This window comes from Paraburkholderia nodosa DSM 21604 (assembly GCF_000519185.1).
Classification (GTDB): Bacteria; Pseudomonadota; Gammaproteobacteria; order Burkholderiales; family Burkholderiaceae; genus Paraburkholderia; species Paraburkholderia nodosa.
The window spans coordinates 208,830-235,379 of sequence record NZ_JAFA01000006.1; the positions used below are offsets into that span (position 1 = coordinate 208,830).

A 26,550-nucleotide genomic window follows, 5' to 3' on the forward strand; every position below is an offset into this window, starting at 1 on the left:
TTCACAAGGCGGCGGGGATCGTCCTGGCGATATCGAAGGAATTTGGGAAGCGGACGCTGTTGCGTTGCATCGAACGCCCGGGGCTGGGGATTTCCTTACATCTTCGCGCGAACTCGATGCCTGCTGCATGGTCCTATACCCCCAAGGATGAGCGGTCATGGCCGCCGCAGGCGGCCGGGGCCCACGCGCCGGATTGCGGGATTGCACCGGCGACGGCCATGCGCGCTATCCTGTAGCGCTTTGCGCGCGGCCCGGCTGCCCACGATCGGGCCGGCGCGGGCACCCGAAGTCCCATTTGCACAGGAAAACCACGTAATGCGCCGACGTCAATTTCTTCTCAGCTCCAGTGCCGCTCTCGCCGCCAGCGGCCTCGCGCTTGCCGGCTGCACGACAACGCCGCTCGGCTCACAGAACAGCGCTTCGCAGAACACGGCGAAGCGCAATTCGATCGACGCCGGCGTCGACGCCACGCTCTCGCGCCTCTTCAGCACGGTGAGCGGGTCGCAGGAGCTGATCTCGAAGTCGAGCGGCGTGCTCGTCTTTCCGCAGGTTCTCTCGGCAGGCTTCTGGATCGGCGGGCAGTACGGCACCGGCGCGCTGCGCGTGGATGGCCGCACGACGGGCTACTACAGCACCATTGCGGGCTCGTTCGGCCTGCAGATCGGCGCGCAGTCCAAGGCCATCATCTTCGCGTTCATGAACCCGGTCGCGCTCAACGATTTCACGAGCAGCCAGGGCTGGTCGGCAGGCGCAGACGCCACGGTCGCGCTCGTCACCGTGGGCGCGAACGGCAACGTCGATACCTCGACCGCGACGAGCCCCGTGGAAGCCTTCGTGCTGACCAACGCGGGCCTCATGGCCGGGGTGTCGCTGGAAGGCGTGAAGGTGTCGCGGCTCGTCATCTGACGCTGGCGCGCAGGCATGGAAGGAGACACACGCATGGCGACGCCCACCTACCGCCGCAAGCACAAGATTCACTTCTCGGAGTGCGATCCCGCCGGGATCGTGTTCTATCCGCAGTATTTCGTCCTCTTCAACGATCTCGTCGAGTCGTGGATCGACGAGTTGTTGCCGCAGGAGGGCTATCACGGCGTGATAGGCGCTCGCCGCGTGGGCATGCCGACCGTGCGGCTCGAAGTGGATTTCAAGGCGGTCAGCAAGATGGGCGACGAGGTCTGGCTCTCGCTCGACGTCGAACGCCTGGGCGGGGCGTCGCTCACGCTCGCGTGGGCCTGCACGGGCGTGGACGGCGTGCTGCGCATGGCGGCACGGCAGACCATCGTGACCACCTCGCTCGACACTCACAAGTCGATTGGCATTCCTGAGGACATCCGCGATGCGATCGCGCGGGCGATGACGGCCGCCGCGCGCGATTGATTGCGTTTGATCATCGAGCCATGTTCAGGCGCCAGCGCCCAGCGCCGCTTGCAACGTGACGAACGTTTTTTCGTCGGTGCGCTCGAAATGCAGCGGCGTGACCGAAACGCGGCCGGAGTTCACCACGGCCGTTTCGCTGTCGGGCCCGTTTTCGCGCGGGCCGCGATTGAAGCGCAGCCAGTGGTAGTCCACGCCGCGCGGGTCGATCTGCGGCACGACGTCGATGCCCTGTACGAGCCCGACGCCCTGGCGCGTGACCGTGAGCGGCCCCGCCGCGCTCGCGTCGATATCGGGAAAATTCACATTCAGGCAGACGGGCGCGTCATGCGCCACGGCGGCGAGGCGGCGGATCACGTCCGGCGCGAGTGTGCGGGCGGTGTCCCAGCGCACCCGCTCGCGGTCGCGGAAGGTCTGGCTCAAGGCGATGGACGGCAGGCCGAGCAACAGGCCGGTCATGGCTGCACCGACCGTGCCCGAGAACATCGTCTCCACGCCGAGGTTGCCGCCGCGGTTGATGCCCGAAAGCACGAGCGAAGGGCGCACGTCACCCATAAGCTGGCGCACCGCCATCACCACGCAATCGCCCGGCGTGCCGAGCACGCCGAAGCGCCGCGCGCCGCGCCGGCTCACGCGCAGCGGCGTATGCAGGCTGATCGAGTGCGAGGTGCCGCTCTGGTCGTGCTCGGGCGCGACGACCCAGACTTCGTGCGCGAGTTCGGCGGCCACGGCTTCGAGCACGGCGAGGCCGGGCGCGTCGATGCCGTCGTCGTTGGTGAGGAGCACGCAGGGCAGTTTCGTATCGGTTGCGGTCATGGCTGGCTCTTCTTCGTTGCAAGGTCGGGAAAGGGCCATTATTCCAGAGTGCGTTCCGGGCGGCAGTCGTGCGGGACTTTTAAAAGGGATTCGTAGCCTATCCGATATAGACTAGCGCGTCGGCGCCATCAGGCGCGCCCTGCCGTGAGGAGAAGTACGTGAAGCCGCAAGCCACGCCGGACCTAGCCCGCATCCTTTTCGTTGTTGCCATACTCTGCGCGCTGACGATCGGCAGCCTCTACGTCATGCGCCCATTCCTGCCGGGGCTGATCTGGGCCACGACCATCGTCGTCGCGACCTGGCCCGCCATGAAAGCCATCGAGCGGCGCTGCGGCAATCGCCGCTGGCTCGCCACGCTCGTCATGCTTCTGATCCTTCTGGTCGTGATCGTGCTGCCGCTCTATGAAGCCATCTCGACGCTCGCGTTGCACGGCGGCGAGATCATGGAACTGATCCGCAAGCTGCCCGACTATACGTTGACCGCGCCGCCGCAGTGGGTCAGCGACATTCCCGTGGTTGGCTCTCGCATTGCCGGCAAGTGGCAAGAGTTTTCGGACGCCGGCCCCGGCGGTCTGCTCGCGCAGCTCGAACCGTACGTTTCGATCGCGGCGCACTGGTTGATCGGCCACGCGGCCTCAGTGGGCGTGTTCGTCATGCACATGTTCATCACCGTCATCATCACGGGCATTTTGTACAGCAACGGCGAGCATGCCGCCGACTATGTCACGCGCTTCGCCATTCGCGTGGCGCCCGCCTATGGCGAGCAGGCCGTCAAGCTCGCGGGCGCTTCGGTTCGCGCCGTGGCGCTCGGCATCGTCGTGACGGCGATCCTGCAGTCGGCGCTCGGCGGCATCGGTCTGTGGGTGGCCGGGGTGCCGGGCGCGGGCGTGCTCACGGCCGTGATGCTTATGCTGTGTCTCGCGCAGATCGGCCCGACGTTGCCGCTGCTCGGCGGCGTGATCTGGCTGTTCGTGCACGACGCGCATGTCACGGCCATCCTGCTCGCGGTGTGGTCCGTGATGGTCGCCATGCTCGACAACCTCGTGCGTCCGGTGCTGATCCGGCGCGGCGTCAATCTGCCGATGCTGCTGATTCTCTCCGGCGTGCTCGGCGGCTTGTTCGCCTTCGGCATCGTCGGGCTCTTCATCGGGCCGGTGATCCTCGCCGTTTCGTCCACCTTGCTGAGCGCCTGGATACGCGACCCGGCGGCGCAAGCCCGCGGGGCGTCCAGCCCGGCTGCCCGCCAGGACGTTTGACGCCGCGCAGGCAACGCCATCGATTAGCAAACGTCTCCTCTTGACGACGCGCAGTTCGATTCGACGTTACGATGACGTCTGAACTTCGCTTCGGCATTCGTTAGAGCATTCATGCGGCGCTCGCGCGGGCATGCCTCGTGCCATTCCTGGTCGCGGGTAGCGCATCCGCGCGCGCTGCGCAGCGCTTCCAAGGAGACGAAATGGCTCAGTTCAACTGCGATATCTGCGGCGTGCGCCCCGCTACGGTGCGGGTCGCCGTGTTGCAGGACGGCAGGCGGCGTTTTCTCGATGTCTGCGACTATCACTACGCACAGCTCACACGGCATCAGCGCACCTTGAGCCCGCTGGAGGCGCTGTTTCGCGCCTCGCAACAGGCAGACGGCGCGGACGATGCCGGCGGCCCGGCGGCCGAACCTGCGCCACAAGCCATGGAAGCGGGCGACGGCGCCGTCGTCGAACGCTATTTCAGCGACGTGGCGCGTGAATTGCTCCAGCGCGCGGCGGAGCGGGCGGTGCAGTTCGGGCGGCGCGAGGTCGATACCGAGCATCTGCTTTACGAACTCGCGGGCAACGACGCAGGCGCGGCGATCCTCAAGCGTCTCGGCATTCAGCCCGACGATGTGCGCGCGTTCATCGACGCCAATGCGCAAAAGCGCGAAGGCGCGACCGCGCCCGAGGACGGCCGCATCGGCGTCTCGCCGCGCCTGAAGGGCGCGCTCGACCGCGCGTTTCTCGTGTCGCGCGAACTGGGGCACAGCTACGTCGCGCCCGAGCATTTGCTCTTCGGGCTCACACAGGTGCCGGAAAGCTTCGCGGGCCATCTGCTGGGCCGCTACGGCGTCACGCCCCAGAAGGTGCTGCAGCGGCTCGTGGAGGCCCAGGGCGACAAACGCGAGCGTCCTGCCGCGAAGGGGCCGAGCACGACGCCGCAACTCGACCAATACAGCCGCGATCTCACCGCGCTCGCGAGCGAGGGCAAGCTCGACCCCGTGATCGGCCGTTCGAGCGAGATCGAGACCGTGGTGGAAGTGCTCGCGCGCCGGCGCAAGAACAATCCGGTGCTGATCGGCGAACCGGGTGTGGGCAAGACCGCGATCGCCGAAGGCCTCGCGCAACGCATGCTCAACGGCGACGTGCCCGAATCGCTGCGCGGGCGGCGGCTCGTCGAGCTGAACGTCAACGGGCTGATCGCGGGCGCGAAGTATCGCGGCGAATTCGAAGAGCGCGTGAAGGGCGTGATGGAGGAAATCTCGGCGCAGCGCGAAAGCCTCGTGCTCTTCATCGACGAAGTGCACATGATCGTCGGCGCGGGCCAGGGCGGCGGCGAGGGCGGGCTCGACATCGCCAATGTCTTCAAGCCGGCCATGGCGCGCGGCGAACTGAACCTGATCGGTGCGACGACGCTCTCCGAGTACCAGAAGTACATCGAGAAAGACGCGGCGCTCGAGCGGCGCTTTCAGCCCGTGTTCGTCTCCGAGCCGAGCGTCGATCAGACGATCAACATCCTGCGCGGTTTGCGCGACAAGCTCGAGGTGCATCACCACGTCACCATTCGCGATGACGCGCTCGTGTCGGCGGCCGAGCTGTCGGACCGCTATGTGATGGGGCGCTTCCTGCCCGACAAGGCCATCGACCTGGTCGACCAGGCGGCGGCGCGCGTGCATCTTTCGGCCACTTCGCGGCCGGCGGCGATCCTCGAACTCGAAGCGGAGCTGGCGCAGTTGCGGCGCGAGCAGGACTACGCGGCGACGCGCAAGAACTTCGAGCGCGCCCATACGCTGGACGAGCCGATTGCCGACAAGGAAAAGGCGCTCACGCAGGCCACCGGTGACTGGAAAGGGCAGCTCGGCACCGTGACCTCCGACGTGACGAGCGAAGACGTCGCGGAGATCGTCTCGAAGCTCACGGGCGTGCCGGTTACGCAACTGACCGCCGAGGAGCGCACGCGGCTGCTCGAAATGGAAAAGCGGCTGCATGAGCGCGTGATCGGCCAGGAGCAGGCCATCGTCGCGGTCAGCGATGCGGTGCGCCGTTCGCGCGCCGGGCTGCGGCGCGGCCGCCGGCCCACGGCGGTCTTCCTGTTCCTCGGGCCGACCGGCGTCGGCAAGACGGAGCTTGCGAAGGCGCTGGCCGAAGTGGTGTTCGGCGACGAAGACGCCATCGTGCGCATCGACATGAGCGAGTACATGGAGCGCCACGCCGTGTCGCGGCTGATCGGCTCGCCGCCGGGTTACGTCGGCTATGACGAAGGCGGCCAGTTGACCGAGAAGGTGCGCCGCCGCCCCTATTGCGTGATCCTGCTCGACGAAATCGAGAAAGCGCATTCCGACGTCTACAACGTGCTGCTGCAGGTGTTCGACGACGGCCGGCTCACCGACGGCAAGGGGCGTGTGGTCGACTTCAGCAATACGGTCGTGATTGCGACGAGCAATCTCGGTTCCGACGTGGTCTCGGGGCAAAAGCGCTCGGGGCCGGGGTTCCTCTCGAGCGCCGAAGGGTCGATGCAGGGCGCCGTGATGGGCGAGTTGCGCCAGCATTTCCGGCCCGAGTTCCTGAATCGCATCGACGAGATCATCATGTTCCAGCCGCTCACCAGCGACGAGCTGCGCTCGATCGTGCGGCTGCAGCTCGAACAGGTCCGGCGGATGGCGCGCAGCCAGGACATCGACCTGACGTTCGACGACAGCGTGATCGATTACCTCGCGGCGGAGGGGTATCGGCCGGAATTCGGTGCGCGTGAGTTGAAGCGCAAGATGCAGCAGGCGGTGGAGAACGAACTGGCGAAGGAAATGCTCAAGGGCGGCGTGAAAGAGGGCGCCAAAGTCGTATGCCGTTACGACGCGGCGGGCAAACGCATGGCATTCGCGTTGCAGGGGGCGGGCGAAGGCTGATGCGGGCGGCCGGGCGGCGTTGCCCGTGCTCGCGCGCCTAGCGCACCAGCTTCGGGCGCGAGACGGGTTTGACGCCCGGACGTTCGACGGCCCGCCGGATCCTGGCGAGCAGGTCGCCCTCGTGGAATCGCCGGTCCTCGCCGAAGCGCTCGGCAACCGTGAGATAGGCGCCGTGCAGGCGGCTCATGATGTCCTCGCCTTCGGACTGCCGCAGGCCGAGGCGCCGGGCGAAGGCATGGAGTTCCGCCGGCAGCGGGAACGTCTTGCTCCGGTTGAGGCTGAGCGCCATGCGCCCGTCGAGATCCGGGTAGATGTCCGTGCAGACCACGTCGAACACCGGAGCGAGACGGCGCGGCCCGGTCGGATCGATATAGAGGATTCCCAGGTTCTTCATGTGGGCATCGCCGTCGCGCAACAGGCACGAGAGGGCGATGCGCTCGAACAGGCGGCGTTTCTGCGCCGGGTCCGAGCGCGTATAGATGTCCACGGCCTTGGCGATCATCTCGTAGCTGCCCTCGTACTTGGCCTTGCCGGTGAGCACGCTCATGTCCTCGAATCCGATGGGCGTGCCGTTCGGTTCGCGGTCGAAACGTGACATGACGAAGAGCTTGCCGTCTTCGGAAAGCCAGAAGTCGGGGACTTCGAGCGCCGCCTCTTTCGCCACCGACATGCAGAAGTATTCGTTGCGCGCGAGTCCGGGGAAGTCGTCGCCTTCGGCCTTCACGATCACCGTGCGCAGGGGCAGTGCCGTGTGCTCGGCGGGGCGCGAGGCGGTTTCTGCGGCGAGCGGAACGACCGCCTTTGGCTGCACGCCGGAAATGCCTGAGCCGAGCGCGTAGCGGTCGATCAGGCGCTCGAACAACCGCCCCGACGGCGAGGAAAGCAATTCGTCCAGACGCTCGCCGTCGCTTTGCGGCACGCGCTCTCCCGGCACGGAATAGGTGAGCCGCCCGATCTGATTGGTGCCGGCGAGAAAGAGCAGGAACATGTCGCTCGGCGCGCCGTAACGCGCGAGCCGTTCCTCGATGACGAAGCGCAGGTAGCCCTCCGGCCGGTTCATCGCGAAGACGCCCATCAGGTCGCCGCTCGCATAACTCTGGCGCCGCACCGGCATGGTGAGCGAGACGGCGGCCGTGTCCGGCGCGTCCCCGTAATTGAAGACGAAGCGGCTTTCGCGCGCGAGCAGACCGCTCGGTCCCTGCGGTGTATGGACTTCCAGGTTGCGGATTTCGCGCAGGAGCCTCTCGAGGTCGAATGCGGCGCTGGCAGTCATTCGTCGTCCCTGAATATGTCGTTCAGGTCCTCGAGGATGACGGTATCCATGGGGCGAAGCACGACTTCATAGCCGAGCGCGTTCACGAGACGGCAGAGTTCGCGTACGCCGACGTTGCCTGCGTGTTCGGCGTTCGTGACGGTGCGGCGGGCGACGCCCGCCTGCTCCGCGAGGGCCTGCTGGGTCAGCTTGCGCTCGCGGCGCGTCGCGCGCAGGCCTTCTGCCAGGCGTTCGACGTTAGAGATCGAGAGGTTCGCGGATTTTTTGCGCATCATGGTGCGCATTATAGGCCGGTATTGAGCACTTTGCGCATAATTCTGCGCATCAAGGCAGCCGGATTCCGTGGCGGAAAATGCGCACAATCTTGCGCAAAGCTGCAGCTGACATGCCGATATGCGCATGATTTTGCGCATATCGGCATGTCAGGGGCGCGATGCAGAATCGTTAAAGATTCAACGGTTTACGTAGTATTTCTTCCGCCTCGCGCCGCTTCACATCGACCGCAACGCCGAGCGCTTGAGCTTACCGGTCTCGGTGCGCGGCAGCGCGTCGATAAAAGCGATCAGGCGCGGATATTTGTACGCCGCCACGGCGCTCTTCACGAAGTTCTGCAACTCGGTGACCAGGGCGTCGCCGGCGCTGAAGCCCGGGCGCAAGACGACGAACGCCTTCACCACCTGGCCGCGCACTTCGTCGGGCACGCCCGTTACGCCGCACTCGGCCACGGCGGGGTGCTGCATGAGCACCGTCTCGACTTCGGGCCCCGCGATGTTGTAGCCCGACGAAACGATCATGTCGTCGGAGCGGGCCTGATAGAACACATAGCCGTCGGCGTCGATGGATACGGCGTCGCCGGGCAGGTTCCAGCCGCCGCGCACGAACACGGCCTGGCGTTCGTCGGCGAGGTAGCGGCAGCCGGTCGGGCCGCGCACGGCGAGATTGCCCGTCACGCCGGGCGGCACCGGCTGCAGGTCATTGTCCAGCGCCTGCACGACGTAGCCAGGCACCGCGCGGCCGATCGAGCCGGGGCGCACATCGGCGCCCGCGGACGAGACGAAGATATGAATCAGCTCAGTGCCGCCAATGCCGTCGATCATCTCGATGCCCGTCGCGTCGCGCCATAGATCGCGCGTGGCCTGCGGCAGGGCTTCTCCGGCGGATACCGTCTTGCGCAGGCTGGCCAGGTCGTACTGCGTGACGAGCGCCGCCATCTGCCGGTAGAACGTGGGCGCGGTGAAGACGATGGTCGCGTGAAAACGCTGGATCGTGTCGAGCAGCAGCGCCGGCGTGAGTTTTTCGATCAGCACCGTCGACGCGCCGACGCGCAGCGGAAAACACAGCAGCCCGCCCAGCCCGAACGTGAACGCGAGCGGCGGCGTGCCGCAGAACACGTCCTCGGCTGTGGGCTTCAGGATGTGGCGCGGGAACAGGTCGCACATCGCGATCACGTCGCGGTGAAAGTGCATGCAGCCCTTGGGCATGCCTGTCGTCCCGCTCGTGAAGGCGATCAGGCAGACGTCGTTGCTGGCCGTGTCGCAGGCCGTGAAGTCGGTGGGCTTGCCTGCCGCGAGCGCTTCCAGCGTGCCCGGCGCCGTGTCGTGAAAATAGCAGACCTGCTTGATGCCTACGCAAAAGAACTCGTCGGCGGGGTCCATGCAGCGCGCGAGTTCTTCAGTGAGCCGCACGTCGCACAGTGCCGCGCACACCTGCGCCTTGTCTGCGATCTGCTTGAGCTCCTTCGCGCGCAAGAGCGGCATGGTGGGTATCACCACGAGCCCTGCCTTGAGCGACGCGAGAAACGCCACGGCCATTTGCAGCGTGTTCGGCCCGCGCAACAGGACGCGGTTGCCCGGTTGCAGCCCCATGTCTTCCACCAGCACGCGGGCGCTGCGATTGACGAGCGCGAGCAGTTCGGCGTACGTGGTGGCTTGCGGCTTGCCGTCGATGTCCGACCAGATGGCCGGGCGCTCGCCGTGCCCGGCCTCGATCGCGCGGTCCAGCAGCTCGACCGCGCAATTCATGCGCGCAGGGTAGGCAACGTCGGGATTGTCGAGCAGCATGTCGGGCCACTGCGACTCGGGCGGCAGATGATCGCGTGCGAACGTATCGACATGGGCGGTGGGTTGCATGGCGTCTCCGGCTGTCTGTATGAGCTGATCGTTCTATTGCGTGGGCGGCGGTCTATCGGCGCGTGAGACGCGCGTCGTCGGGAATCACGGCGGTCGCTTCGATTTCCACTTTGGCGTCGTCTTCCATGAGCGCAACCACCTGCACCGCGCTCATGGCGATGTCGTAGTCGCCAATCAGCTCGCGAAACGCGGCGCCAATTTCCTTCAGCGATGCCAGGTACTCCTTCTTGTCGGTGACGTACCAGGTCATGCGCACGAGGTGCTCGGGCCTGCCGCCCGCGGTTTCGAGAACGGCGACGATATTGCGCAACGCCTGCACGGCCTGCGCGCCGAATTCGCGGCTCGTGAAGCGCGCGTTCTCGTCCCAGCCGATCTGGCCGGCGATATAGACCTGCGTGCCGGTAGCGGCGACGCCGTTGGCATACCCGCGCGGCTTGACCCAGCCTGCGGGAAGAAAGGCTTGTTTCATGTTTCGTCCGGTTCCGTAGAGAGACGTCGCGCAGCACACGCTTACGCGGCGTTGTATGCCTTGAGCAAGTCACGCCCGACGATGAGCTGCTGCACCTCGGTCGCACCTTCGTAAATGCGCAGCGAGCGAATCTCGCGGTAGAGCGACTCGACAATGTTGCCGCTTTGCACGCCCATGCCGCCCCAAAGTTGCACGGCCGCATCGATCACCTGCTGCGCGCCTTCGCTTGCATGCCACTTCGCCATGGCGGCTTCGCGCGTCACGCTTTCGCCCTGGTCGCGCAGCCACGCCGCGCGATAGACGAGCAGGGCGCTGCTGTCGATGGTGAGCGCCATTTGTGCGAGCTTTGCCTGGGTCAACTGAAAATCGCCGAGCGTCTGGCCGAACATCTTGCGCGAAGCGGCGCGCGCGAGTCCTTCGGCCATCGCGCGGCGCGCGAAGCCGAGCGAAGCCGCGGCCACCGAGGTGCGGAAAATATCGAGCGTGCGCATGGCGATCTTGAAGCCTTCGCCCGGCGCGCCGAGCATCTGGCTGCGCTTCACGCGTGCGCCGGTGAAGCGCAGGCGCGCGAGCGGATGCGGCGCGATCACGTCGATGCGTTCGGCGATTTCGAGCCCGGCGGTGTCGGCATCGACCACGAACGCGCTGATGCCGCGCGAGCCCGGCGCTTCGCCGGTGCGGGCGAACACCACGTAGAAGTCGGCGATGCCGCCGTTCGAAATCCACGTTTTTTCGCCGTCGAGCACGTAGTCGTCGCCCTCGGCGCGTGCGGCGAGCGCCATCGCGGCGACGTCGGAGCCCGCTTCCGGTTCGGAGAGCGCAAACGCGGCAATCGCTTCGCCGCGTGCTACGCGCGGCAGATAGCGCGACTTTTGCGCTTCGTCGCCGGCCAGCGAGATGGCGCCGGAGCCGAGGCCCTGCATGGCGAGCGCGAAGTCGGCGAGGCCCGAGTGCTTCGCGAGCGTTTCGCGCAGCAGGCAGACGGCGCGCGTGTCGATCGTGTCGCCATGGCCGCCGTAAGCGGTGCCGCCCACGCCGTAGCGCAGCCAGCCGGCATCGCCCAGCTTGCGCACGAGCGCGCGGCAGGTCGCATCGACATCGTCGTGCTGCACGTGCGCGAGATGCTCACGCGCCCACGTCTCGATTCCCGCGCCGAGCGCGCGATGGCGGTCTTCGAAGAACGGCCACGCGAGCGCGTCGTGGAGGTTGGTTTCAACGGCAGCGTTCAATTCAGTCCCCTTCGAAAACCGGCCGCGTTTTGGCCGCGAACGCCTCATAGGCGCGGCCGAAATCGCGCGTGGCCATGCAGATCGCCTGCGCCTGCGCTTCGGACTCGATCGCCTCGTCGATGCTCATGGTCCATTCCTGATGCAGCATCGTCTTGGTGATGCCGTGCGCAAAGGTCGGGCCGGACGCGAGATCGGCGGCGAGCTTCTGCGCATCGGCGAGCAGCGTTTCGGGCTCGCAGATGCGGTTGTAGAAGCCCCAGGCGTGGCCTTCTTCCCCGCTTGCGGAGCGGCCCGTGTAAAGCAGCTCGGCCGCGCGGCCCTGGCCGATGATGCGTGGCAGGATCGCGCACGCGCCCATGTCGCAGCCCGCGAGCCCCACGCGCGTGAAGAGGAACGCGAGCTTGCTGCGTGCCGTGGCGTAGCGCATGTCGGAGGCCATGGCGAGAATCGCGCCGGCGCCGGCGCAGATGCCGTCCACGGCGGCGATGATCGGCTGCGGGCAGTGGCGCATGGCTTTCACGAGGTCGCCGGTCATGCGCGTGAACATCAGCAGTTCGGGCATCGGCAGATCGATGAGCGGTGCGATGATGTCGTGCACGTCGCCGCCCGAGCAGAAGTTTTCGCCCGCGCCATGCAGCACGATGGCCTTCACGTCCGTCGCATAGGCGAGCTGGCGAAACAGATCGCGTAGTTCTGCATACGATTCGAACGTGAGCGGATTCTTGCGCTCGGGGCGGTTGAGCGTGATGGTTGCCACGCGGCCTTGAACCGACCAGCCGAAGTGTTGCGCCTCATAACCGGCAAGCGTGATGCGGTTGCCCGCGAGGAGCGCTTCGGCGCTGGAACGTGTCGTCAAGATAGGTCTCCCGGATCTTTGCAATTGCAGTGTGTTCAGCTTTCGAGCCCGTTGCGCAGATGTTGCTTGAGCTTGCCGAGCCGCTCGTGCATCTTCGACTTCTCGTCGAGCGAGAGGCCGCCGAACAGTTCCACCACCCATTGCTCGTGCGCGGCCGCCATGCGGTCGAAGAGGGCGCGGCCCTCGGGCGTGAGGCGCACCACGAAGGCGCGCCGGTCGTCGGGGGCGACGTCGCGCACGACGAGGCCTTCCTTTTCGAGCTGATCGGTAATGCCCGTGACGTTGCCGCCCGTCACCATCAGGCGGCGCGAGAGTTCCGTCATGCGCAGACCTTCGGGGTGGCGCTCGAGCTGTGCCATCAGGTCGAAGCGCGGCAGCGTCGTATCGAACTCGACGCGCAGGCGGCGGCGCAGCTCGGCTTGCACGAGGTTCGTGGTGGTGAGCAGGCGCAGCCACAGGCGCAGGCCCATGTGGCTGTCGGCGCCCGTGCTCATTTCCATGTCGACGACATTCCCGGCCGGCTTTTCGACGCCCTTGCGCGGCGCTTTCGTTGCGGCCTTCGCGGTGGCGTTCTTGCGCGTGGATGCGGGCGATGTCATGTGATTTCTCCACCGGAAACGGATATCGACTGGCCCGTGATCGCAGACGATCCAGGCGCGCACAGCCACAGCACCGCGTTGGCGACTTCTTCCGGCGTGACGAAACGCTGCTGCGGGTTGTGGCGCACGAGGATGCCGCGCGCCTCGGCTTCGCTGCGCGAGGTCTTGCGCGTGATCTGTTCGAGCGACGCCTGCAGCAGTTCCGTTTCCGTGTAGCCGGGGCAAACGGCGTTCACGGTCACGCCTTGCGTGGCCACTTCGAGCGCGAGCGCGCGTGTCATGCCGATCACGCCATGTTTTGAGGCGCAGTAGGCGGCGACATACGGGTAGCCGACCTGGCCCGCCGTGCTCGCGACATTGACGATGCGTCCGGCCTGACGCGCGAGCATGCCGGGCAGCACCGCACGCGTGCACAGAAACGCGCCGGTGAGATTTACGTCGAGCATGCGCTTCCACAGCGCGAGGTCGGTTTGCGTGAATGGCGCGGCCTGAGCCTGGCCCGCGTTGTTCACGAGGATATCGACGGCGCCCAGCGTTTCGGCCGCACGCGCGAACGCGGCGTTCACGGCGTCTTCGTCGGTGATATCGACGCTCACGCAAGCCACGTTCTCGCCGCCGCCGAGCGCGGCACGCTGGGCGTCGAGCCGCGCGGCGTCGCGGCCCATCAGCGTGACGCGCGCGCCGGCATGCAGGAGTGCGGCGGCGGTCGCCGCGCCGATGCCGCTGCCGCCGCCGGTCACGACTGCATGACGATCGTTCAGGATTGCCTGGTTCATGCTCACACGGTTCCTTCGGCGCGTTGCGCACGCTCGATCGGCGACAGGCCGGCCGCGGCGGCGGCTGCGGCGCGTTCGCGCTCGATGTTGCGTTCGAGTTGCGTTTTGGCCGCCATGTACTGGTTCGGCCACTTGATGTCGAGATAGCCGATGCGCGCGGCTTCGGTGAGCGTCCACGCGGGGTTGGCCAGGTGCGGCCGCGCCACGGCGCACAGGTCGGCGCGCCCGGCCGCGATGATGCCGTTCACGTGATCCGCTTCGGAAATCGCCCCGACGGCGATCGTCGCGATGCCGGCTTCGTTGCGGATGCGGTCGGCGAAGGGGGTCTGGAACATGCGGCCGAAGACGGGCTGTTCGTCCTTGCTGACCTGGCCCGACGAAACGTCGATCATGTCCGCGCCTGCCGCCTTGAACGCGCGCGCGATTTCGATGGCGTCGTCGGGCGTGTTGCCGCCTTCCACCCAGTCGTGTGCCGAGACGCGCACCGAAATCGGTTTGTTTTCCGGCCAGACAGCGCGAATCGCCTTGAAAACCTCGAGCGGATAACGCAGACGGTTTTCGAGCGATCCGCCGTACTCGTCCGTGCGCTGGTTCGTGAGCGGCGAGAGGAAACTGGAAAGCAGATAGCCGTGCGCGCAGTGCAATTCGAGCCAGTCGAAGCCCGCTTCGTTCGCCATTTGCGTGGCTTGCACGAATTGCGCCTCGATGTCGCGCAATTCCTGGGCGCTAGCTTCGTGCGACCACTGGCTCACGCCGCGCAGATATTGCTGCGGCGAAGCGGAGACGAGCGGCCAGTTGCCGTCGTCGAGCGGCTGGTCGATGCCCTCCCACGCCACGCGCGTCGAGCCCTTGGCGCCGGAATGGCCGAGCTGCATGCCGATTTTCGCGTCCGAGTTCGCGTGCACGAAATCGACGATGCGCTTCCACGCCTGCAAATGTTCGGGCGCATACATGCCGGGGCAGGCGGGCGTGATGCGGGCCTCGGGCGAGACGCAGGTCATCTCTGTCATCACGAGCGCGGCGCCGCCCATGGCGCGCGCGCCCAGATGCATGAGGTGATAGTCGCCGGCTACGCCGTCATGGGCGGAGTACTGCGCCATCGGCGAGACGACCACGCGATTTTTCAACGTCACGCCACGCATCGTATAAGGCGTGAACATGGGCGGCACGGCACGCGCCTCGCCACCCGCGCGCTGTGCGAGCCACGTTTCGAAGCCGGACAGATAACGCGCGTCGCGCTCGCGCAGATTTTCGTGCGAGATGCGCTGCGAGCGTGTGAGCAGCGAATAGGCGAACTGCTCCGGGTCGAACTTCGCGTAGCGGTCCACGTGCTCGAACCACTCCGTGGAATTGCGCGCGGCGTTCTGAATACGCAGGACATCTACGCTGCGCACGTTCGTGTAGTGCGTGAGCGCCGCGCGCAGATCGCCGGGGTGAGCTTCCATGCTGTTGGCGAGTTCGATCGAGTCTTCGAGCGCGAGCTTCGTGCCCGAACCGATCGAGAAGTGCGCGGTGTGCGCCGCGTCGCCCATGAGCACGACAGGCGTTTCTTTGCCGTCGGCCGCGGTTTTCCAGTGCACCCATTCGCGATTGACCACGCGCGGAAAGCGGATCCACTGCGACGAGCCGCGCAGATGCGACGCATTCGAGCGCAGCGCGTGGCCGTCGAGATAGCGCGCGAACAGCTTCTCGCAGAACGCGATGCTGTCTTCCTTGCTCATGGTGTCGAGGCCGGCTGCGCGCCACACGTGATCGGGCGTTTCGACGATGAACGTCGACGTGTTGTCGTCGAAGCGGTAGGCGTGCGCCTGGAACCAGCCCCATTCGGTTTCTTCGAACGCGAACGTGAACGCGTCGAAGAGTTTCGACGTGCCGAGCCACACGAAGCGGCAATTGCGCAAATCGATTTCGGGCTGATAGGTGGCGGCGTACTTCTGGCGTGTGGCGCTGTTCAGGCCGTCGCTCGCGATGATGAGGTCCGCGTGGGCGACGTCGTCGTCGGTGATCTGCGATTCGAACACGAGCTTCACGCCGAGCGCTTCGCAGCGCGCCTGCAGGATGTTGAGCAGCCGCTTGCGGCCAATGCCGCAAAAGCCATGGCCCGACGAGCGGATCGCGCTGCCGCGAAAGTGAATCTCGATGTCGTCCCAATGATTGAAGGCGTCGAGAATTTCGTCCGCGCTTTCGGGGTCGGCCGCGCGCAGGTTGCCCAGCGTCTGGTCCGAGAACACCACGCCCCAGCCGAACGTGTCGTACGGGCGGTTCCGTTCGATTACGGTGATTTCGTAGTCGGGGTGACGGCGCTTCATCAAAAGGCCGAAATAGAGGCCTGCGGGCCCGCCACCCATGCAAACAATGCGCATGCTCGCTCCTTCGTTCAATCTGCAAGCTCAATGTAGGTCCAATTACTTTAGGTGTCAAGTAATTCGCAGATGGGGGCGGGATGACCCTGGGCGCGGCGGCGAATCTTCGGAATATTTCCGGAACCCTCGGCGCGGCGCGGCGTCAACTTGCCATGACGCAAGCAAAGGGAACATGCAGGCTTTCGCACGCCTTTCCACGAGGCGCGGCGGCCGAAATGTCGCGATGGCGCAGACGTGACGCCGCAGGATGTGGCACCAGAAAAGGGCGGGCGCTGACTCGGCGTGCATGGCGCGCACCGTCCGGGCGTGCGTGCGCCACCGCGTGGAAGCGCGAAGCGGGTGAAATGCTTACCATAGGTTACGCAGCCGCATTTCGTGTCGAGCTGGCATTAAAGTCGCATGGTGAGGCGGTGCTCTGGCGCAGCCTTTTACGGAACCCTTTCATGCGTTGTGCGTGCGGCGACGAATCGATCAGGCATCCTTACAAAAAGACTCATAAAGCTGACAGCTTCATCGAACCGAAGTCGCGCGCCCCTTCAATCGTAATCTTCGACACGAACGGGAGTCGTCACCAATGAGTCAGACAGCGAAGCGATCGATCGAAATCGACTTTTTCCGCGGTTTCGCATTGATTTCCATCGCGCTCGATCACATTCCTTCCAGCGTGCTTTCGCATGCGATGCTGCACAACTTCGCGTTCTGCGACTCTGCGGAAATTTTCGTGTTCGTGAGCGGCTATGTATGCGCGGCGAGTTGGCTCGCCATTGCCGGGAGAAAGGGCGAGGGCGCGGCCAACCGGCGCTTCTGGCGTCGCGGGCGCGAGATCTACGCCGCCTACCTGTGCACCGCTGCGCTCATGCTGCTATCGGGCGCCGCCGCGGTGATGCTGCGGGTGGATTCGCCGCTGGTGACGGAGTCGGGTTATCTGCGCTTCGCCGCGCAGCCGTTCACGATGCTCGCGAATATCGCAGTGTTTCGCGACCAGCCCTATCTGGCCGGCGTGCTGCCCATGTACATCATGCTCGTGATGGTCTTGCCATTCGTGATGCCGCTTGCGCGCCGCTCGCCCGATCTCGTGCTCGTGGGCAGCTTCGTGCTGTGGTTCGGCGGGTGCTGGCTCGTGGGTTATTTGCCTACCGCGCCCGGCGCTATCTGGCCGTTCAACCCGTTTGCCTGGCAGGCCATGTTCATGCTGGGGCTGCTGTGCCGCATCTATCCGGTGTCGCGCGGGTTCCAGGTCTCGTGGACGGGCCGCGCCTTGACGGCGTTTGCGCTGGTGCTCGTTGCCACGTTCGCGTTCATCCAGCTGTTCGCCGATCTGGACCCTCAGCCTGGCTACATGAAACAGAATCTCGCGAGCGTGCGAATCGTGAACTTCGCCGCCGTGGCGTGGCTCGCCGCGCAGGCGGTGCGCAAGGGCTGGATAGCATGGCTTGCGCAACGGCTGCCGGCCGTCGTCACCGTGGGGCAGCAGGGCCTCGTCTGTTTCGTGGGGGGCGCGGTGGCTTCGAACCTCATCGACACGCTGCTGCGTGCAACGCACGTCACGGCTTCCTTGCCCGCACGGCTCGCGGGCGATGTGCTCGCGGTCGGCGCATTGCTCATGCTCGCGGGTGGCGTGCGGCGCCTGAAGGCGGTACGGCCGCGCGTCGCGCTCACGTGAAGCGCGACGGCGACGATTCAAAGGTGAGGGTTTGCGGGAGCCTCCGTGGCCGCATTCAAGGTGCATTCACCGCGCAGCGCGCTCACGCCTTGCCGAGTTCGCGCACGTCGGTGGCGGGCACCGATCCGAATGCCTCGCTCAATGCATAGTCGATCAATTGCCGCGCGGCCGCTTCGGGCGTGGACAGCAAACCGTTCTGCTTGAGCTGTTCGAAGCGCTCGCGCATCGGGAACTGGTCGACGGCGGTCGCGCGGATCGCCTCCTGCATGCCGGTGTCGATCACGCCCGGTGCGATGCTGCAAATGCGCACGCCGGCTGGCGCGTCGAGGGCGACGGCACGCGCATGATGGTCGAGCGCGGCCTTGGTCGCGCAATACACGCTCCAGCCCGCATACGCGTTGCGCGCGGCGCCGCTCGAAATATGCACGATGCGTCGCGACGCGCTCGCGCCGGGCGCGGGCGTGGCGGCGAGCGCATTCGCGAGCATCAACGGCGCCGCCACGTTGAGCGTCACGGCGCGCGCAATGGCGAGCGGGTCCTGCGCGCCGAGCGGCGCAATGGGCTCGACGGCGCCCGCGTTGTTGAAGAGCAGCACGCACTGCGCGCCGTGCGCGAATGCATTGAGCGTGTCGCCCGCCAGCCAGCGCTCGAGCGCGGCGGGATCGGCGAGGTCCACGACCGCCTCGGCGAACCGTTCCGGATGGCGGGAAGCCAGTTCCGCATGCGTGCCGCGGCCGAGGCCGAGCACCTCGAAGTCCCGTTGCAGCAGCGATTGCGCGAGCGCCGCGCCCAATCCGCGCGTATGGCCGGTCACGATGGCGCGCATGGTGAAACGGGGGGCGGATGTCGAAATCGTCATGGTGTCGTGATGAAAAAAGGATGCGATCCTTGCGCACGCAAGGTGTTCACGCTTGATATTCGAGGGATTTTGCCGCGCGCCGCGTGGATTCGCGGTGTGGCGCGGCGCGCGACAGCGGACTCAAAACCGGCCGCGGCAAGCGATTGCCCGGTTGGGTCGGCCGTGTTTTCGGTATCATAGCGTCCGGTTCCATATGGAAGAGATCTGGACGTGAAAGCCGCATCGCAACAACGCCGTACCCTGAGCTTCAAGGATGGTCTTCTTGAGATCAAGAAGAGCATGGGGGGCGGCTCAGGCCAGCCAGCCGAAGAACAGGCGCAAAAATCGCAAGGCAAGCCCGCTCACAAGGGCGCGAAGGGCCATGGCGGCTCGCAAGCCCAAAAGGGCCCGCGTGCGCCGAGAGAGGGTTCGGCGGCCGCTGGCGCGGCCGGCGGCAAGGACGAGCGTGCGCGCTCGCGCCACGGCCGGCCTCAGGGCGCGCGAGCGCAGGAGCAGAATCAAGGCGAGCAGGGGCAGCGCGCGCAGCAGCCGCGCCGGCCGCAGCAGCCGAAGCCGGCCCGCGGGCCTGAGGCGGGCGAGCGTTCCGCGCAGCAGCAGCGCCGCCGTCCGGCCCGGCCCCAGCAGCCGCCCGCCGCGAATCTGAGCGAGGCTGAAAAGGCGCGCATGGAGCGCAACCGCCAGCTCAACACGGTCTGGAACGTGTTCGCGAAGCACTACCCGGCGTTCCGCGACCGTTTGCCGCTCAAGATCGGCGTCGCCGAGGACCTCGTCGCGCGTCACCCCGAGTACGAGCGCACGATGATCGTCGCCGTGCTCAAGCGCCATGTGAACCATCCGCGCTATCACGAGCGTGTGGCCGCGGGCGGCTCGCGCTACGAGCTCGACGGCGCGGCCTCGGAGGGCCCGGGCATCGATCCGTCGCACGTCGGCCGAGCGAATGCGGCGCTTGCGCGTCAGAAGGCCAAGGCCGAGGCGCAAGCCAAGGCGCGCGAAGAGGGCAACGCCCAGCCCGAGGCCAAGGCCCAGCCCGACGCCAAGGCCGAGGCGAAGGCCCAGCCCGAAGCCCGGTCCGAGGCGAAGACCGAATCCACGCCCCAGCCCGAAGCCCAGAGCGCAGAGCCGCAAGCCCCGTCCAACGCGCCGGAAGCCGCGGTCCAGCAAACGGAAAACGGCGAGACGCCCGCAAGCGGCGCCTGAGCCGGCACACCGGAAGTTCCGCCTTCGAAACGCCCCTCTCGCGGCACCGCCGTGCGAGGGGCGTTCGCACGTCCGGCGAGGCGCTGCCGATCGATGCGTGCGCAACGTTCGGCACACACGTCGGCCTTCGTATCGTGATCTCGGGGTGATTTCGGCGCGCATCGCATGTGCGCCGATTCCGCACAAGGCAGGCTAAACGAAGCAGGAAGCGGTGTTAGCGCGCGTTGGCCGAAGCGGCGTTTTGCACGGCAGCCTGTGCGGAGGCCGCCGACGTCGCGGAGGGGGCGGCGGCAGGCGCGGATGCGCCGATCGCGGCGGTTGCCGCCGCAGCCGCAAAGGCGGAAGCCGCCGAAGCCGCCAGTCCGACGCTCGCCGGCGCATCGCTCGCGGCAGGCGCGCTAGCGGTGTCGAGCACCCGGCTGAACTCCACGGCGCGCGTGCGGATCTTTTCCGCATAGGCCTTCGAGCCGCCATAGTTCTTCATTGCTGCGTTGAGGTCGCCGCCGGCCGCGCGCTGGTAGCCATAGAGGATCGACGAGCCCACGTCGATGTTGACCTCGGGGTTGGTGAGATCCTTGTTGTGCAGGAGATTGCGATGCGCCGACGGCACCACCTGCATGAGTCCGGTCGCGCCATTCGCGCCGTGCGCCTTCTCGCGAAAGCGCGACTCGATCGAGATGATGGCGAGCAGCACCGCAGGCGGCAGCGAATATTTCTCGGCGGCGCCCGTGACGGCTTGTGAGATTTGCGCGGCTTTCTCTTTCGCGATACCGAACTTTTGCGTGAGGTATTTTGAAACCGCGACGGACATTGCGCTGGAACTTGCGGGAGCAACCTCGCTCGCAGTCGATGCGCTGACGATGTCGCTAGCGGGCGCCTGCTGCTGCGCCTGCGCGGCCGCGGTTTGCACGAGGCCCGGCAACAGGACGAGCAGGCAGAGTAACTGCCTCATGGCCGGTGCATAGGAGAAAAAGAAGGCGCAAGTATAACCGGCCCCGATTAATGAGGCCGGCTGCGTGTCATCCCGTTTTCACATCCCTGACCGGTGTCGGCGGCGGGCGTCGCGCCCGGCGCGGCTTCAGGCAGCGTTCAGGCCGGCTTCAGTCCTTCTGCACCGAGGCCTTCCAGATTTCGTCGATGCTCGCGGCGAGCGCGGCGTCGAACTCGGCGTCGCTCATCGACTTCGTGAGGTCGTTGATGAGCGCGCGCGAAAAGCTGGCAATCATGCGATGGTTTTTGGCGAGACGCGCACACGCGTCGGTGCGCGAATAGCCGCCGGAGAGCGCCACCACGCGCACCACGCGCGGATGTTCGATGAGCGGCAGATAGAAGTCGGGCGTATCGGGAATCGTGAGCTTGATCATCACGTTCTGCGAGGCGGGCAGCGCGGCGAGCCCCTTGAGCAGTTCGTCGCGTAACAGCTTCTCGGCCTTGGCCTTGTCGGGTGCCTTGATCGAGACTTCGGGCTCGAGAATCGGCACGAGTCCGTGCGCGGATATCTGCGCACCAAATGCGAACTGCTGCGCGGCGATCGCAGCGATGCCCGAAGGCGAGGCGTGCTCGATCACGGAGCGCATCTTGGTGCCGAAAATGCCGGCCTTCACTGCGCGTTCGAGCAGGGCGTCGAGGCCCGGAATCGGCTTCATGAGGCGCACGCCGTCGGACTCGGCCTCCAGCCCCTTGTCGACCTTGAGGAACGGCACGACGCCGCGCTCGTTCCAGAGGAAGTCGGGCACCGGCTTGCCTTGCGCCTGGCCATCCATGGTCGCCTCGAAGAGGATCGCGCCGATCACCTTCTCGCCCGTGAACGCGGGGGCGCTGACGATGCGCACCCGCATTTCGTGGATGAGGCGGAACATTTCGGCGTCGCCGCTATACGCGCTTTCGGCGATGCCGTACTGCCGCAGCGCGCCAGGCGTCGAACCGCCGCTCTGGTCCAGCGCGGCGATGAAGCCCGGTTTGTCGCGCATCTGCGCAAGCATTTGCTCGTTTGCCATCGTCGTATCTCCCGTATTTGGGGCGCCCTTGCGGGCGCGGTTACTCGAATCCGGTCGCCGCCTGCTGCGACGAGTGTACTTGCGCCGCTGCGCCGCGTCTTTGCCATTATGTGGGCATGGCCGCGCAGCCGCGCTGAAGAAGGGAAACGATAAACCGTAGCAATTGCGGTGCCAGGGGGGAGCGGCACGTGACGTCACACGATGACTTGCGCCTGCGCGCTGCGGTCGTTCGCGAGCAGCGCCGAGAGCTTGCGCAGCGCCGCCTGCAACGGTTCGCGCCCGCCTGTCGCGCCGAGAGAAATGCGGATCGCATTCGCGGTTTCCGGGCCTTGCTGGAACGCCGTGGAGGGCGCCACGGCGAGGCCCTCGGTGCTCGCGGCCGCGGCCAGTTCGCGCGCCTGCCAGTAGCGCGGCAGCGTGTACCAGAGATGAATGCCCGCGCCCGCCGACGATCCTAGCGTGTGCGCCGCGATGCGCTGGCGCTCGCGCGCTTCGGCCTTCACGTCCGCGAAGATCTGCTCGGCCACGCCTTCCTCGATCCAGTGCGTGGCGAGCGCGTTGGTGAGCGGCGCGGCCATCAGCGAGAACGTACGCAGCGCGGTCACGAGGCGTGTGCGTGCCTCTTCGTCTGGCAGCGCGAGATAAGCCGTGCGCAGGCCGGGCGAGAGCGTCTTGGAAAGCGTCGCGAGATAGCAGACCTGAGCGGGCGCGAGCCGGGCAAACGGCGCGGGCGCATCGGGCGCGAAACGCCAGTAAGGATCGTCTTCGACGATCCGCGCGCCGCAGCGCTGCGCCACCCTCAGGATTTCCAGGCGGCGCGTCTCCGGCATGGTCGCCGTCGTCGGGTTCTGCAACGTGGGGTTCACGTAGATGAGCCGCGCCGCGTGCTCGCGACAAGCCGCTTCGAGCGCGTCAGGGCGCATGCCGTGGGCATCGACGGCAACGGGGAGGATACGGCGGCCCAGTTGCGCCGCCGCGTGCGGCAGGCCCGGATAGAGCAGCGGCTCGGCGAGGATGACCTCGCCCGGCTGCGTAAAGGCGAGGATGAGCGCGGCAAGCGCCGCCTGTGCGCCGGGACAGACCACCACGCGATTGGGCGCGACGTGGCCGAGCATGGGCTGCAGCCACTTCGCGCCCGCCTGCCAGTCGGCGCGGCCGCCGCCGCCCATGTGGTAGGTCATGAGCAGATCGGCGTCGCTGCGCACCAGCACGCGCGCCATGCCTTCACGCAGCAGCGCATTCATGTCGAGGCCGGCGGGCGCAGGCGGGATGTTCATGCTGAGGTCGACGCGCTGGAGCAGCTCGGCGCGCGGTGCGGCGATGAAGGTGCCCAGCGGCCCGCGCGCCTCGATCAGCCCGCGCCGCCGGGCTTCGTTGAAACCGCGCGTGACGGTGGTCAGATCGACCGCAAGCAGGGTGGCGAGACTGCGCTGCGCGGGCACGCGCTCGCCGGGGCGCAGTCTGCCTTGCGCCACCGCGCCCTCGATGAAATCGGCGAGCCGCAGGTAGCGCGGGCCGTTGCCGGACTGCATCGCCGTGGCCCATGCATTGATCTCGCCGGCGCTTTCGGCAGGTTGGTCGTGTGTCATTCTGTCGCGGATGTATGCGTCATGTCTTACTCTAGCATGCGTGCATGAAGCGCGTAAATCCATACATATAGGCTATGTATGGCTTCTGCGGCGGCCCTCCGAGGCCGCTCGTGCGGCAGCAGAGTGAGCACGTATGGATGGGTTTGCGCGAACGTCAACCATGGAACCAGACATGCGCAATCCAGACCCTCGCTCGGGGCGGGCCGCTACGGCCGGCCCGCCTTCTTCGTCCCGTCCACCCCTGATTACCCGCTTTCTGCGCCGCGCCGCTCTCGTCGCGGCGGGCGCACCGCTCGTGCTGCTCAGCGGCTGCAACATGGCGCTGTTCGCCCCGAAGGGCGACATCGGCGTGCAGGAAAAGAACCTGATCCTGATCGCGCTCGGCCTGATGCTGCTCGTCGTGATTCCCGTGATCGTGCTCACGCTGTGGTTCGCGTGGCGCTACCGCGCTTCCAACACGAACGCGACTTACGCGCCGCGCTGGTCGCATTCCACGGCCATCGAAGTGGTGGTGTGGACGATTCCCTGCGTGATCGTGCTTACGCTCGCTGTGCTGATCTGGCGCACGACGCACTCGCTCGACCCGTATCGCCCGATCGAATCGCAAACGAAGCCCGTGCGCGTGGACGTGGTCGCGCTCAACTGGAAGTGGCTCTTCATTTACCCGGATTACGGCGTGGCCTCCGTGAACCAGCTCGCGATTCCCGTGGATACGCCCGTTGAGTTCAACCTCACCGCCGAGTCGCTGATGAACTCGTTCTTCATCCCGCAACTGGGCAGCCAGGTGTATGCGATGCCTGCGATGCAGACGAAGCTGCACCTCATCGCGAACGAGCCCGGCATCTATGCGGGCCGCTCGGCGGCGTTCAGCGGCCCGGGCTTCTCCGACATGCATTTCGAAACGCTGGCCAAGAGCCGCGCCGACTTCGACGCCTGGATCGCGCAGGCGAAGGCGTCGCCCACGATGCTGAGCCGCGCGGCCTACGAACAGCTCGCGTTGCCCGGCGAAAAGACCCCGGTGATGCTCTATTCGAACGTCGCGCCGGGCCTGTTCGACGGCGTGGTCGGCAAATACATGCGCGACGTGCACGGCAACCCGATTTGCGGCACGGTCCCCACGGTCCCAAGCACAGTCCCTGGCACAGGCGCCCCGGCGCTCACGCTCAACCGTAGTGCCATCCTGGCAGCGGAGTAATCACATCATGTTCGGAAAACTCACGCTCGATGCCGTTCCCTGGCACGAGCCGATCATCATGGGCACGGGCGCCGTCGTGGCGCTCGGCGGCCTCGCCTTGCTCGCCGCGATCACGATCGCGGGCAAGTGGGGCTATTTGTGGCGCGAGTGGATCACGTCGGTCGATCACAAGCGCATCGGTGTCATGTACATCATTTTCGCCGTCATCATGCTGCTGCGCGGCTTCGCCGACGCGATCATGATGCGCGCGCAACAGGCGCTCGCGTATGGCGACGCCGCGGGCTATCTGCCGCCGCATCACTACGACCAGATCTTCACGGCGCACGGCGTCATCATGATCTTCTTCGTGGCCACGCCGCTCATTCTCGGTTTGATGAACGTAGTCGTGCCGCTGCAGATCGGCGCGCGCGACGTGGCCTATCCGTTCGTCAACTCGCTCTCCTTCTGGCTTTCGGTGGTGGGCGGGGTGCTCGTGATGGTGTCCATGTTCGTCGGCGATTTCGCGGCCACGGGCTGGGTGGCGTATCCGCCGCTTTCGGAGCTTGGCTACAGCCCGACAGTCGGTATGGATTACTACATATGGTCGCTGCAGCTATCGGGCCTCGGCACCACGCTCTCGGGCATCAACTTCATCGTCACGATCCTGCGCATGCGCGCGCCGGGCATGAAGATGATGCAGATGCCGGTGTTCGTGTGGACGGCGTTCATCACCAACATCCTGATCGTGGCGGTGTTCCCGGTGCTCACCGCCACGCTCGCGATGCTCACGATGGACCGCTACTTCGACATGCACTTCTTCACGAACGAGTTGGGCGGCAACGCGATGATGTACATCAACCTGATCTGGGTCTGGGGTCACCCGGAGGTGTACATCCTCATCCTGCCAGCCTTCGGCGCGTATTCGGAAATCATTGCGACGTTCTCGGGCAAGCCGCTGTTCGGCTACAAGTCGATGGTCTATGCCACGGCGTCGATCGGCATTCTCTCGTTCTTCGTGTGGCTGCACCACTTCTTCACGATGGGCTCGGGCGCGAACGTCAATGCGTTCTTCGGCATCATGACCACGGTCATTTCGATCCCGACCGGCGTGAAGCTCTTCAACTGGCTCTTCACGATGTATCGCGGCCGCATCCGCTATCACAGCGCCACGCTCTGGACCATCGGCTTCATGGTGACGTTCGCCGTGGGCGGCATGACCGGCGTGCTGCTGGCCGTGCCGGGCGCGGACTTCGTGCTGCACAACTCGCTCTTTCTCGTCGCGCACTTCCATAACGTGATCATCGGCGGGGTGGTGTTCGGCTGTCTTGCGGGCGTGAGCTTCTGGTTCCCCAAGGTGTTTGGCTTCACGCTCAACGAGTTCTGGGGCAAGGTGTCGTTCTGGTGCTGGCTGATCGGCTACTGGCTCGCGTTCACGCCGCTCTACATTCTCGGCTTCGAAGGCATGACGCGCCGCATGAATCACTATGAGGTGGCCGAGTGGCATCCGTGGCTCGTGGTGGCGCTCGTGGGCGCCGTGTTCGTGGGCCTCGGCATTCTCTCGTTCATCGTGCAGATCGTGGTGAGCCTGCGCGATCGCGAAGCCAACCGCGACGTGACCGGCGACCCGTGGGATGGCCGCAGCCTCGAGTGGTCGACCGCTTCGCCCGCGCCGTTCTACAACTTCGCCGTGCTGCCGGAGATCACCTCGATGGAACAGCACTGGGACAACAAGGAAGCGGGCCGCGCCTACGTGCAGCCGGCGAAGTACGAGGACATCCATATGCCGCGCAACACCGGCGCGGGCTTCATCATCGCCGCATTCAGCCTGCTGTTCGGTTTTGCGATCGTGTGGCACATGTGGGTGTTCGCGGCGGTGGGCCTCATCGGCATGATCGCCACGTTCATCGTGCGCACCTACAACCAGGACGTGGATTACTGGGTTCCGGCCGCCGAGGTCGAGCGCATCGAGAACGCGCGCTTCAGACAACTTGGCATCCAGCGTTTCGATCAATCCGAGCACATCGAGGAGATGGCGTAAAC

General features: G+C 66.1%; 22 protein-coding genes. 8 read left to right on the plus strand and 14 right to left on the minus strand.

Features of this window, described 5'->3' with window-relative positions; all coding sequences use genetic code 11:
* Positions 1–315 precede the first annotated feature (315 nt).
* Together A3CW_RS0110980 and A3CW_RS0110985 are read left to right on the plus strand one after the other, a co-directional pair.
* Entirely contained in the window at positions 316–906 is a 591-nt protein-coding gene (locus A3CW_RS0110980; protein ID WP_028203608.1) for a BPSL1445 family SYLF domain-containing lipoprotein, read from the plus strand.
* A 33-nt stretch (positions 907–939) separates the two neighbouring features.
* Positions 940–1,377 (plus strand): acyl-CoA thioesterase, encoded by a 438-nt coding sequence (locus A3CW_RS0110985; RefSeq protein WP_028203609.1) that lies wholly within the window; start codon positions 940–942, stop codon positions 1,375–1,377.
* A 24-nt stretch (positions 1,378–1,401) separates the two neighbouring features.
* Here the strand turns inward: A3CW_RS0110985 and surE are convergent, their stop codons facing one another.
* On the minus strand, positions 1,402–2,190 hold the full coding sequence (gene surE, locus A3CW_RS0110990; protein ID WP_028203610.1) for a 5'/3'-nucleotidase SurE: 789 nt from the start codon (positions 2,188–2,190) through the stop codon (positions 1,402–1,404).
* Between the two features lie 158 nt (positions 2,191–2,348).
* Between surE and ydiK the strand changes: the two genes are divergently transcribed.
* Positions 2,349–3,446: an AI-2E family transporter YdiK gene (ydiK, locus tag A3CW_RS0110995; RefSeq protein WP_028203611.1), complete on the plus strand. Its 1,098-nt coding sequence runs from the start codon at positions 2,349–2,351 to the stop codon at positions 3,444–3,446.
* A gap of 200 nt (positions 3,447–3,646) precedes the next feature.
* Positions 3,647–6,337, plus strand: coding sequence for an ATP-dependent Clp protease ATP-binding subunit (locus A3CW_RS0111000; protein WP_028203612.1), 2,691 nt, complete (start codon positions 3,647–3,649; stop codon positions 6,335–6,337).
* Between the two features lie 37 nt (positions 6,338–6,374).
* Here A3CW_RS0111000 and A3CW_RS45930 read toward each other — a convergent pair whose 3' ends face one another.
* The 9 genes from A3CW_RS45930 to A3CW_RS0111045 form a co-directional block, all read right to left on the minus strand.
* The gene (locus tag A3CW_RS45930; protein ID WP_028203613.1) at positions 6,375–7,610 is read right to left on the minus strand and encodes a type II toxin-antitoxin system HipA family toxin; all 1,236 of its coding nucleotides are present in this window, start codon (positions 7,608–7,610) and stop codon (positions 6,375–6,377) included.
* Positions 7,607–8,023 carry a helix-turn-helix domain-containing protein gene (locus tag A3CW_RS0111010; RefSeq protein WP_245623600.1) on the minus strand — a complete coding sequence of 139 codons (417 nt, stop codon included), beginning with the start codon at positions 8,021–8,023 and terminating at the stop codon, positions 7,607–7,609. Before A3CW_RS0111010 ends, A3CW_RS45930 begins: the two co-directional genes overlap by 4 nt.
* A gap of 78 nt (positions 8,024–8,101) precedes the next feature.
* Positions 8,102–9,739 (minus strand): AMP-binding protein, encoded by a 1,638-nt coding sequence (locus A3CW_RS0111015; protein WP_028203615.1) that lies wholly within the window; start codon positions 9,737–9,739, stop codon positions 8,102–8,104.
* 52 nt (positions 9,740–9,791) lie between these two features.
* A complete protein-coding gene (locus tag A3CW_RS0111020) occupies positions 9,792–10,208 on the minus strand; it encodes a RidA family protein (RefSeq protein ID WP_028203616.1) in 417 nt (138 codons plus the stop codon).
* Positions 10,209–10,249: 41 nt separating this feature from the next.
* Positions 10,250–11,437 carry an acyl-CoA dehydrogenase family protein gene (locus A3CW_RS0111025; protein WP_028203617.1) on the minus strand — a complete coding sequence of 396 codons (1,188 nt, stop codon included), beginning with the start codon at positions 11,435–11,437 and terminating at the stop codon, positions 10,250–10,252.
* A 1-nt stretch (position 11,438) separates the two neighbouring features.
* Complete coding sequence (locus tag A3CW_RS0111030; protein WP_035512770.1) at positions 11,439–12,293, minus strand: enoyl-CoA hydratase family protein; 855 nt, start codon at positions 12,291–12,293, stop codon at positions 11,439–11,441.
* 35 nt (positions 12,294–12,328) lie between these two features.
* Positions 12,329–12,892, minus strand: a complete 564-nt coding sequence (locus tag A3CW_RS0111035) for a MarR family winged helix-turn-helix transcriptional regulator (RefSeq protein ID WP_028203619.1) — start codon at positions 12,890–12,892, stop codon at positions 12,329–12,331.
* Positions 12,889–13,668 (minus strand): SDR family NAD(P)-dependent oxidoreductase, encoded by a 780-nt coding sequence (locus A3CW_RS0111040; protein ID WP_035512771.1) that lies wholly within the window; start codon positions 13,666–13,668, stop codon positions 12,889–12,891. The genes A3CW_RS0111035 and A3CW_RS0111040 overlap by 4 nt, the downstream gene beginning before the upstream one ends.
* A gap of 2 nt (positions 13,669–13,670) precedes the next feature.
* Positions 13,671–16,031 carry a bifunctional salicylyl-CoA 5-hydroxylase/oxidoreductase gene (locus A3CW_RS0111045; protein WP_028203621.1) on the minus strand — a complete coding sequence of 787 codons (2,361 nt, stop codon included), beginning with the start codon at positions 16,029–16,031 and terminating at the stop codon, positions 13,671–13,673.
* A gap of 574 nt (positions 16,032–16,605) precedes the next feature.
* Here A3CW_RS0111045 and A3CW_RS0111050 point away from each other — a divergent pair.
* A complete protein-coding gene (locus A3CW_RS0111050; protein WP_028203622.1) occupies positions 16,606–17,694 on the plus strand; it encodes an OpgC domain-containing protein in 1,089 nt (362 codons plus the stop codon).
* Positions 17,695–17,776: 82 nt separating this feature from the next.
* Here the strand turns inward: A3CW_RS0111050 and A3CW_RS0111055 are convergent, their stop codons facing one another.
* Positions 17,777–18,553, minus strand: coding sequence for an SDR family oxidoreductase (locus A3CW_RS0111055; protein WP_028203623.1), 777 nt, complete (start codon positions 18,551–18,553; stop codon positions 17,777–17,779).
* Between the two features lie 210 nt (positions 18,554–18,763).
* Between A3CW_RS0111055 and A3CW_RS50120 the strand changes: the two genes are divergently transcribed.
* On the plus strand, positions 18,764–19,750 hold the full coding sequence (locus tag A3CW_RS50120; protein ID WP_051481379.1) for a ProQ/FINO family protein: 987 nt from the start codon (positions 18,764–18,766) through the stop codon (positions 19,748–19,750).
* A gap of 214 nt (positions 19,751–19,964) precedes the next feature.
* On the opposite strand, the gene A3CW_RS0111065 is transcribed toward A3CW_RS50120, so the two are convergent.
* The 3 genes from A3CW_RS0111065 to A3CW_RS0111075 all read right to left on the minus strand — a co-directional run bounded on the left by A3CW_RS0111065 (position 19,965) and on the right by A3CW_RS0111075 (position 23,336).
* Entirely contained in the window at positions 19,965–20,702 is a 738-nt protein-coding gene (locus A3CW_RS0111065; RefSeq protein ID WP_028203624.1) for a transglycosylase SLT domain-containing protein, read from the minus strand.
* Positions 20,703–20,850: 148 nt separating this feature from the next.
* On the minus strand, positions 20,851–21,747 hold the full coding sequence (locus A3CW_RS0111070; RefSeq protein ID WP_028203625.1) for a fructose bisphosphate aldolase: 897 nt from the start codon (positions 21,745–21,747) through the stop codon (positions 20,851–20,853).
* A 194-nt stretch (positions 21,748–21,941) separates the two neighbouring features.
* Positions 21,942–23,336, minus strand: coding sequence for an aminotransferase-like domain-containing protein (locus A3CW_RS0111075; protein WP_028203626.1), 1,395 nt, complete (start codon positions 23,334–23,336; stop codon positions 21,942–21,944).
* A gap of 172 nt (positions 23,337–23,508) precedes the next feature.
* Between A3CW_RS0111075 and cyoA the strand changes: the two genes are divergently transcribed.
* Together cyoA and cyoB are read left to right on the plus strand one after the other, a co-directional pair.
* On the plus strand, positions 23,509–24,531 hold the full coding sequence (gene cyoA, locus A3CW_RS45940) for a ubiquinol oxidase subunit II (protein WP_081771605.1): 1,023 nt from the start codon (positions 23,509–23,511) through the stop codon (positions 24,529–24,531).
* A 7-nt stretch (positions 24,532–24,538) separates the two neighbouring features.
* A complete protein-coding gene (gene cyoB, locus A3CW_RS0111085; RefSeq protein WP_028203627.1) occupies positions 24,539–26,548 on the plus strand; it encodes a cytochrome o ubiquinol oxidase subunit I in 2,010 nt (669 codons plus the stop codon).
* Positions 26,549–26,550 lie beyond the last annotated feature (2 nt).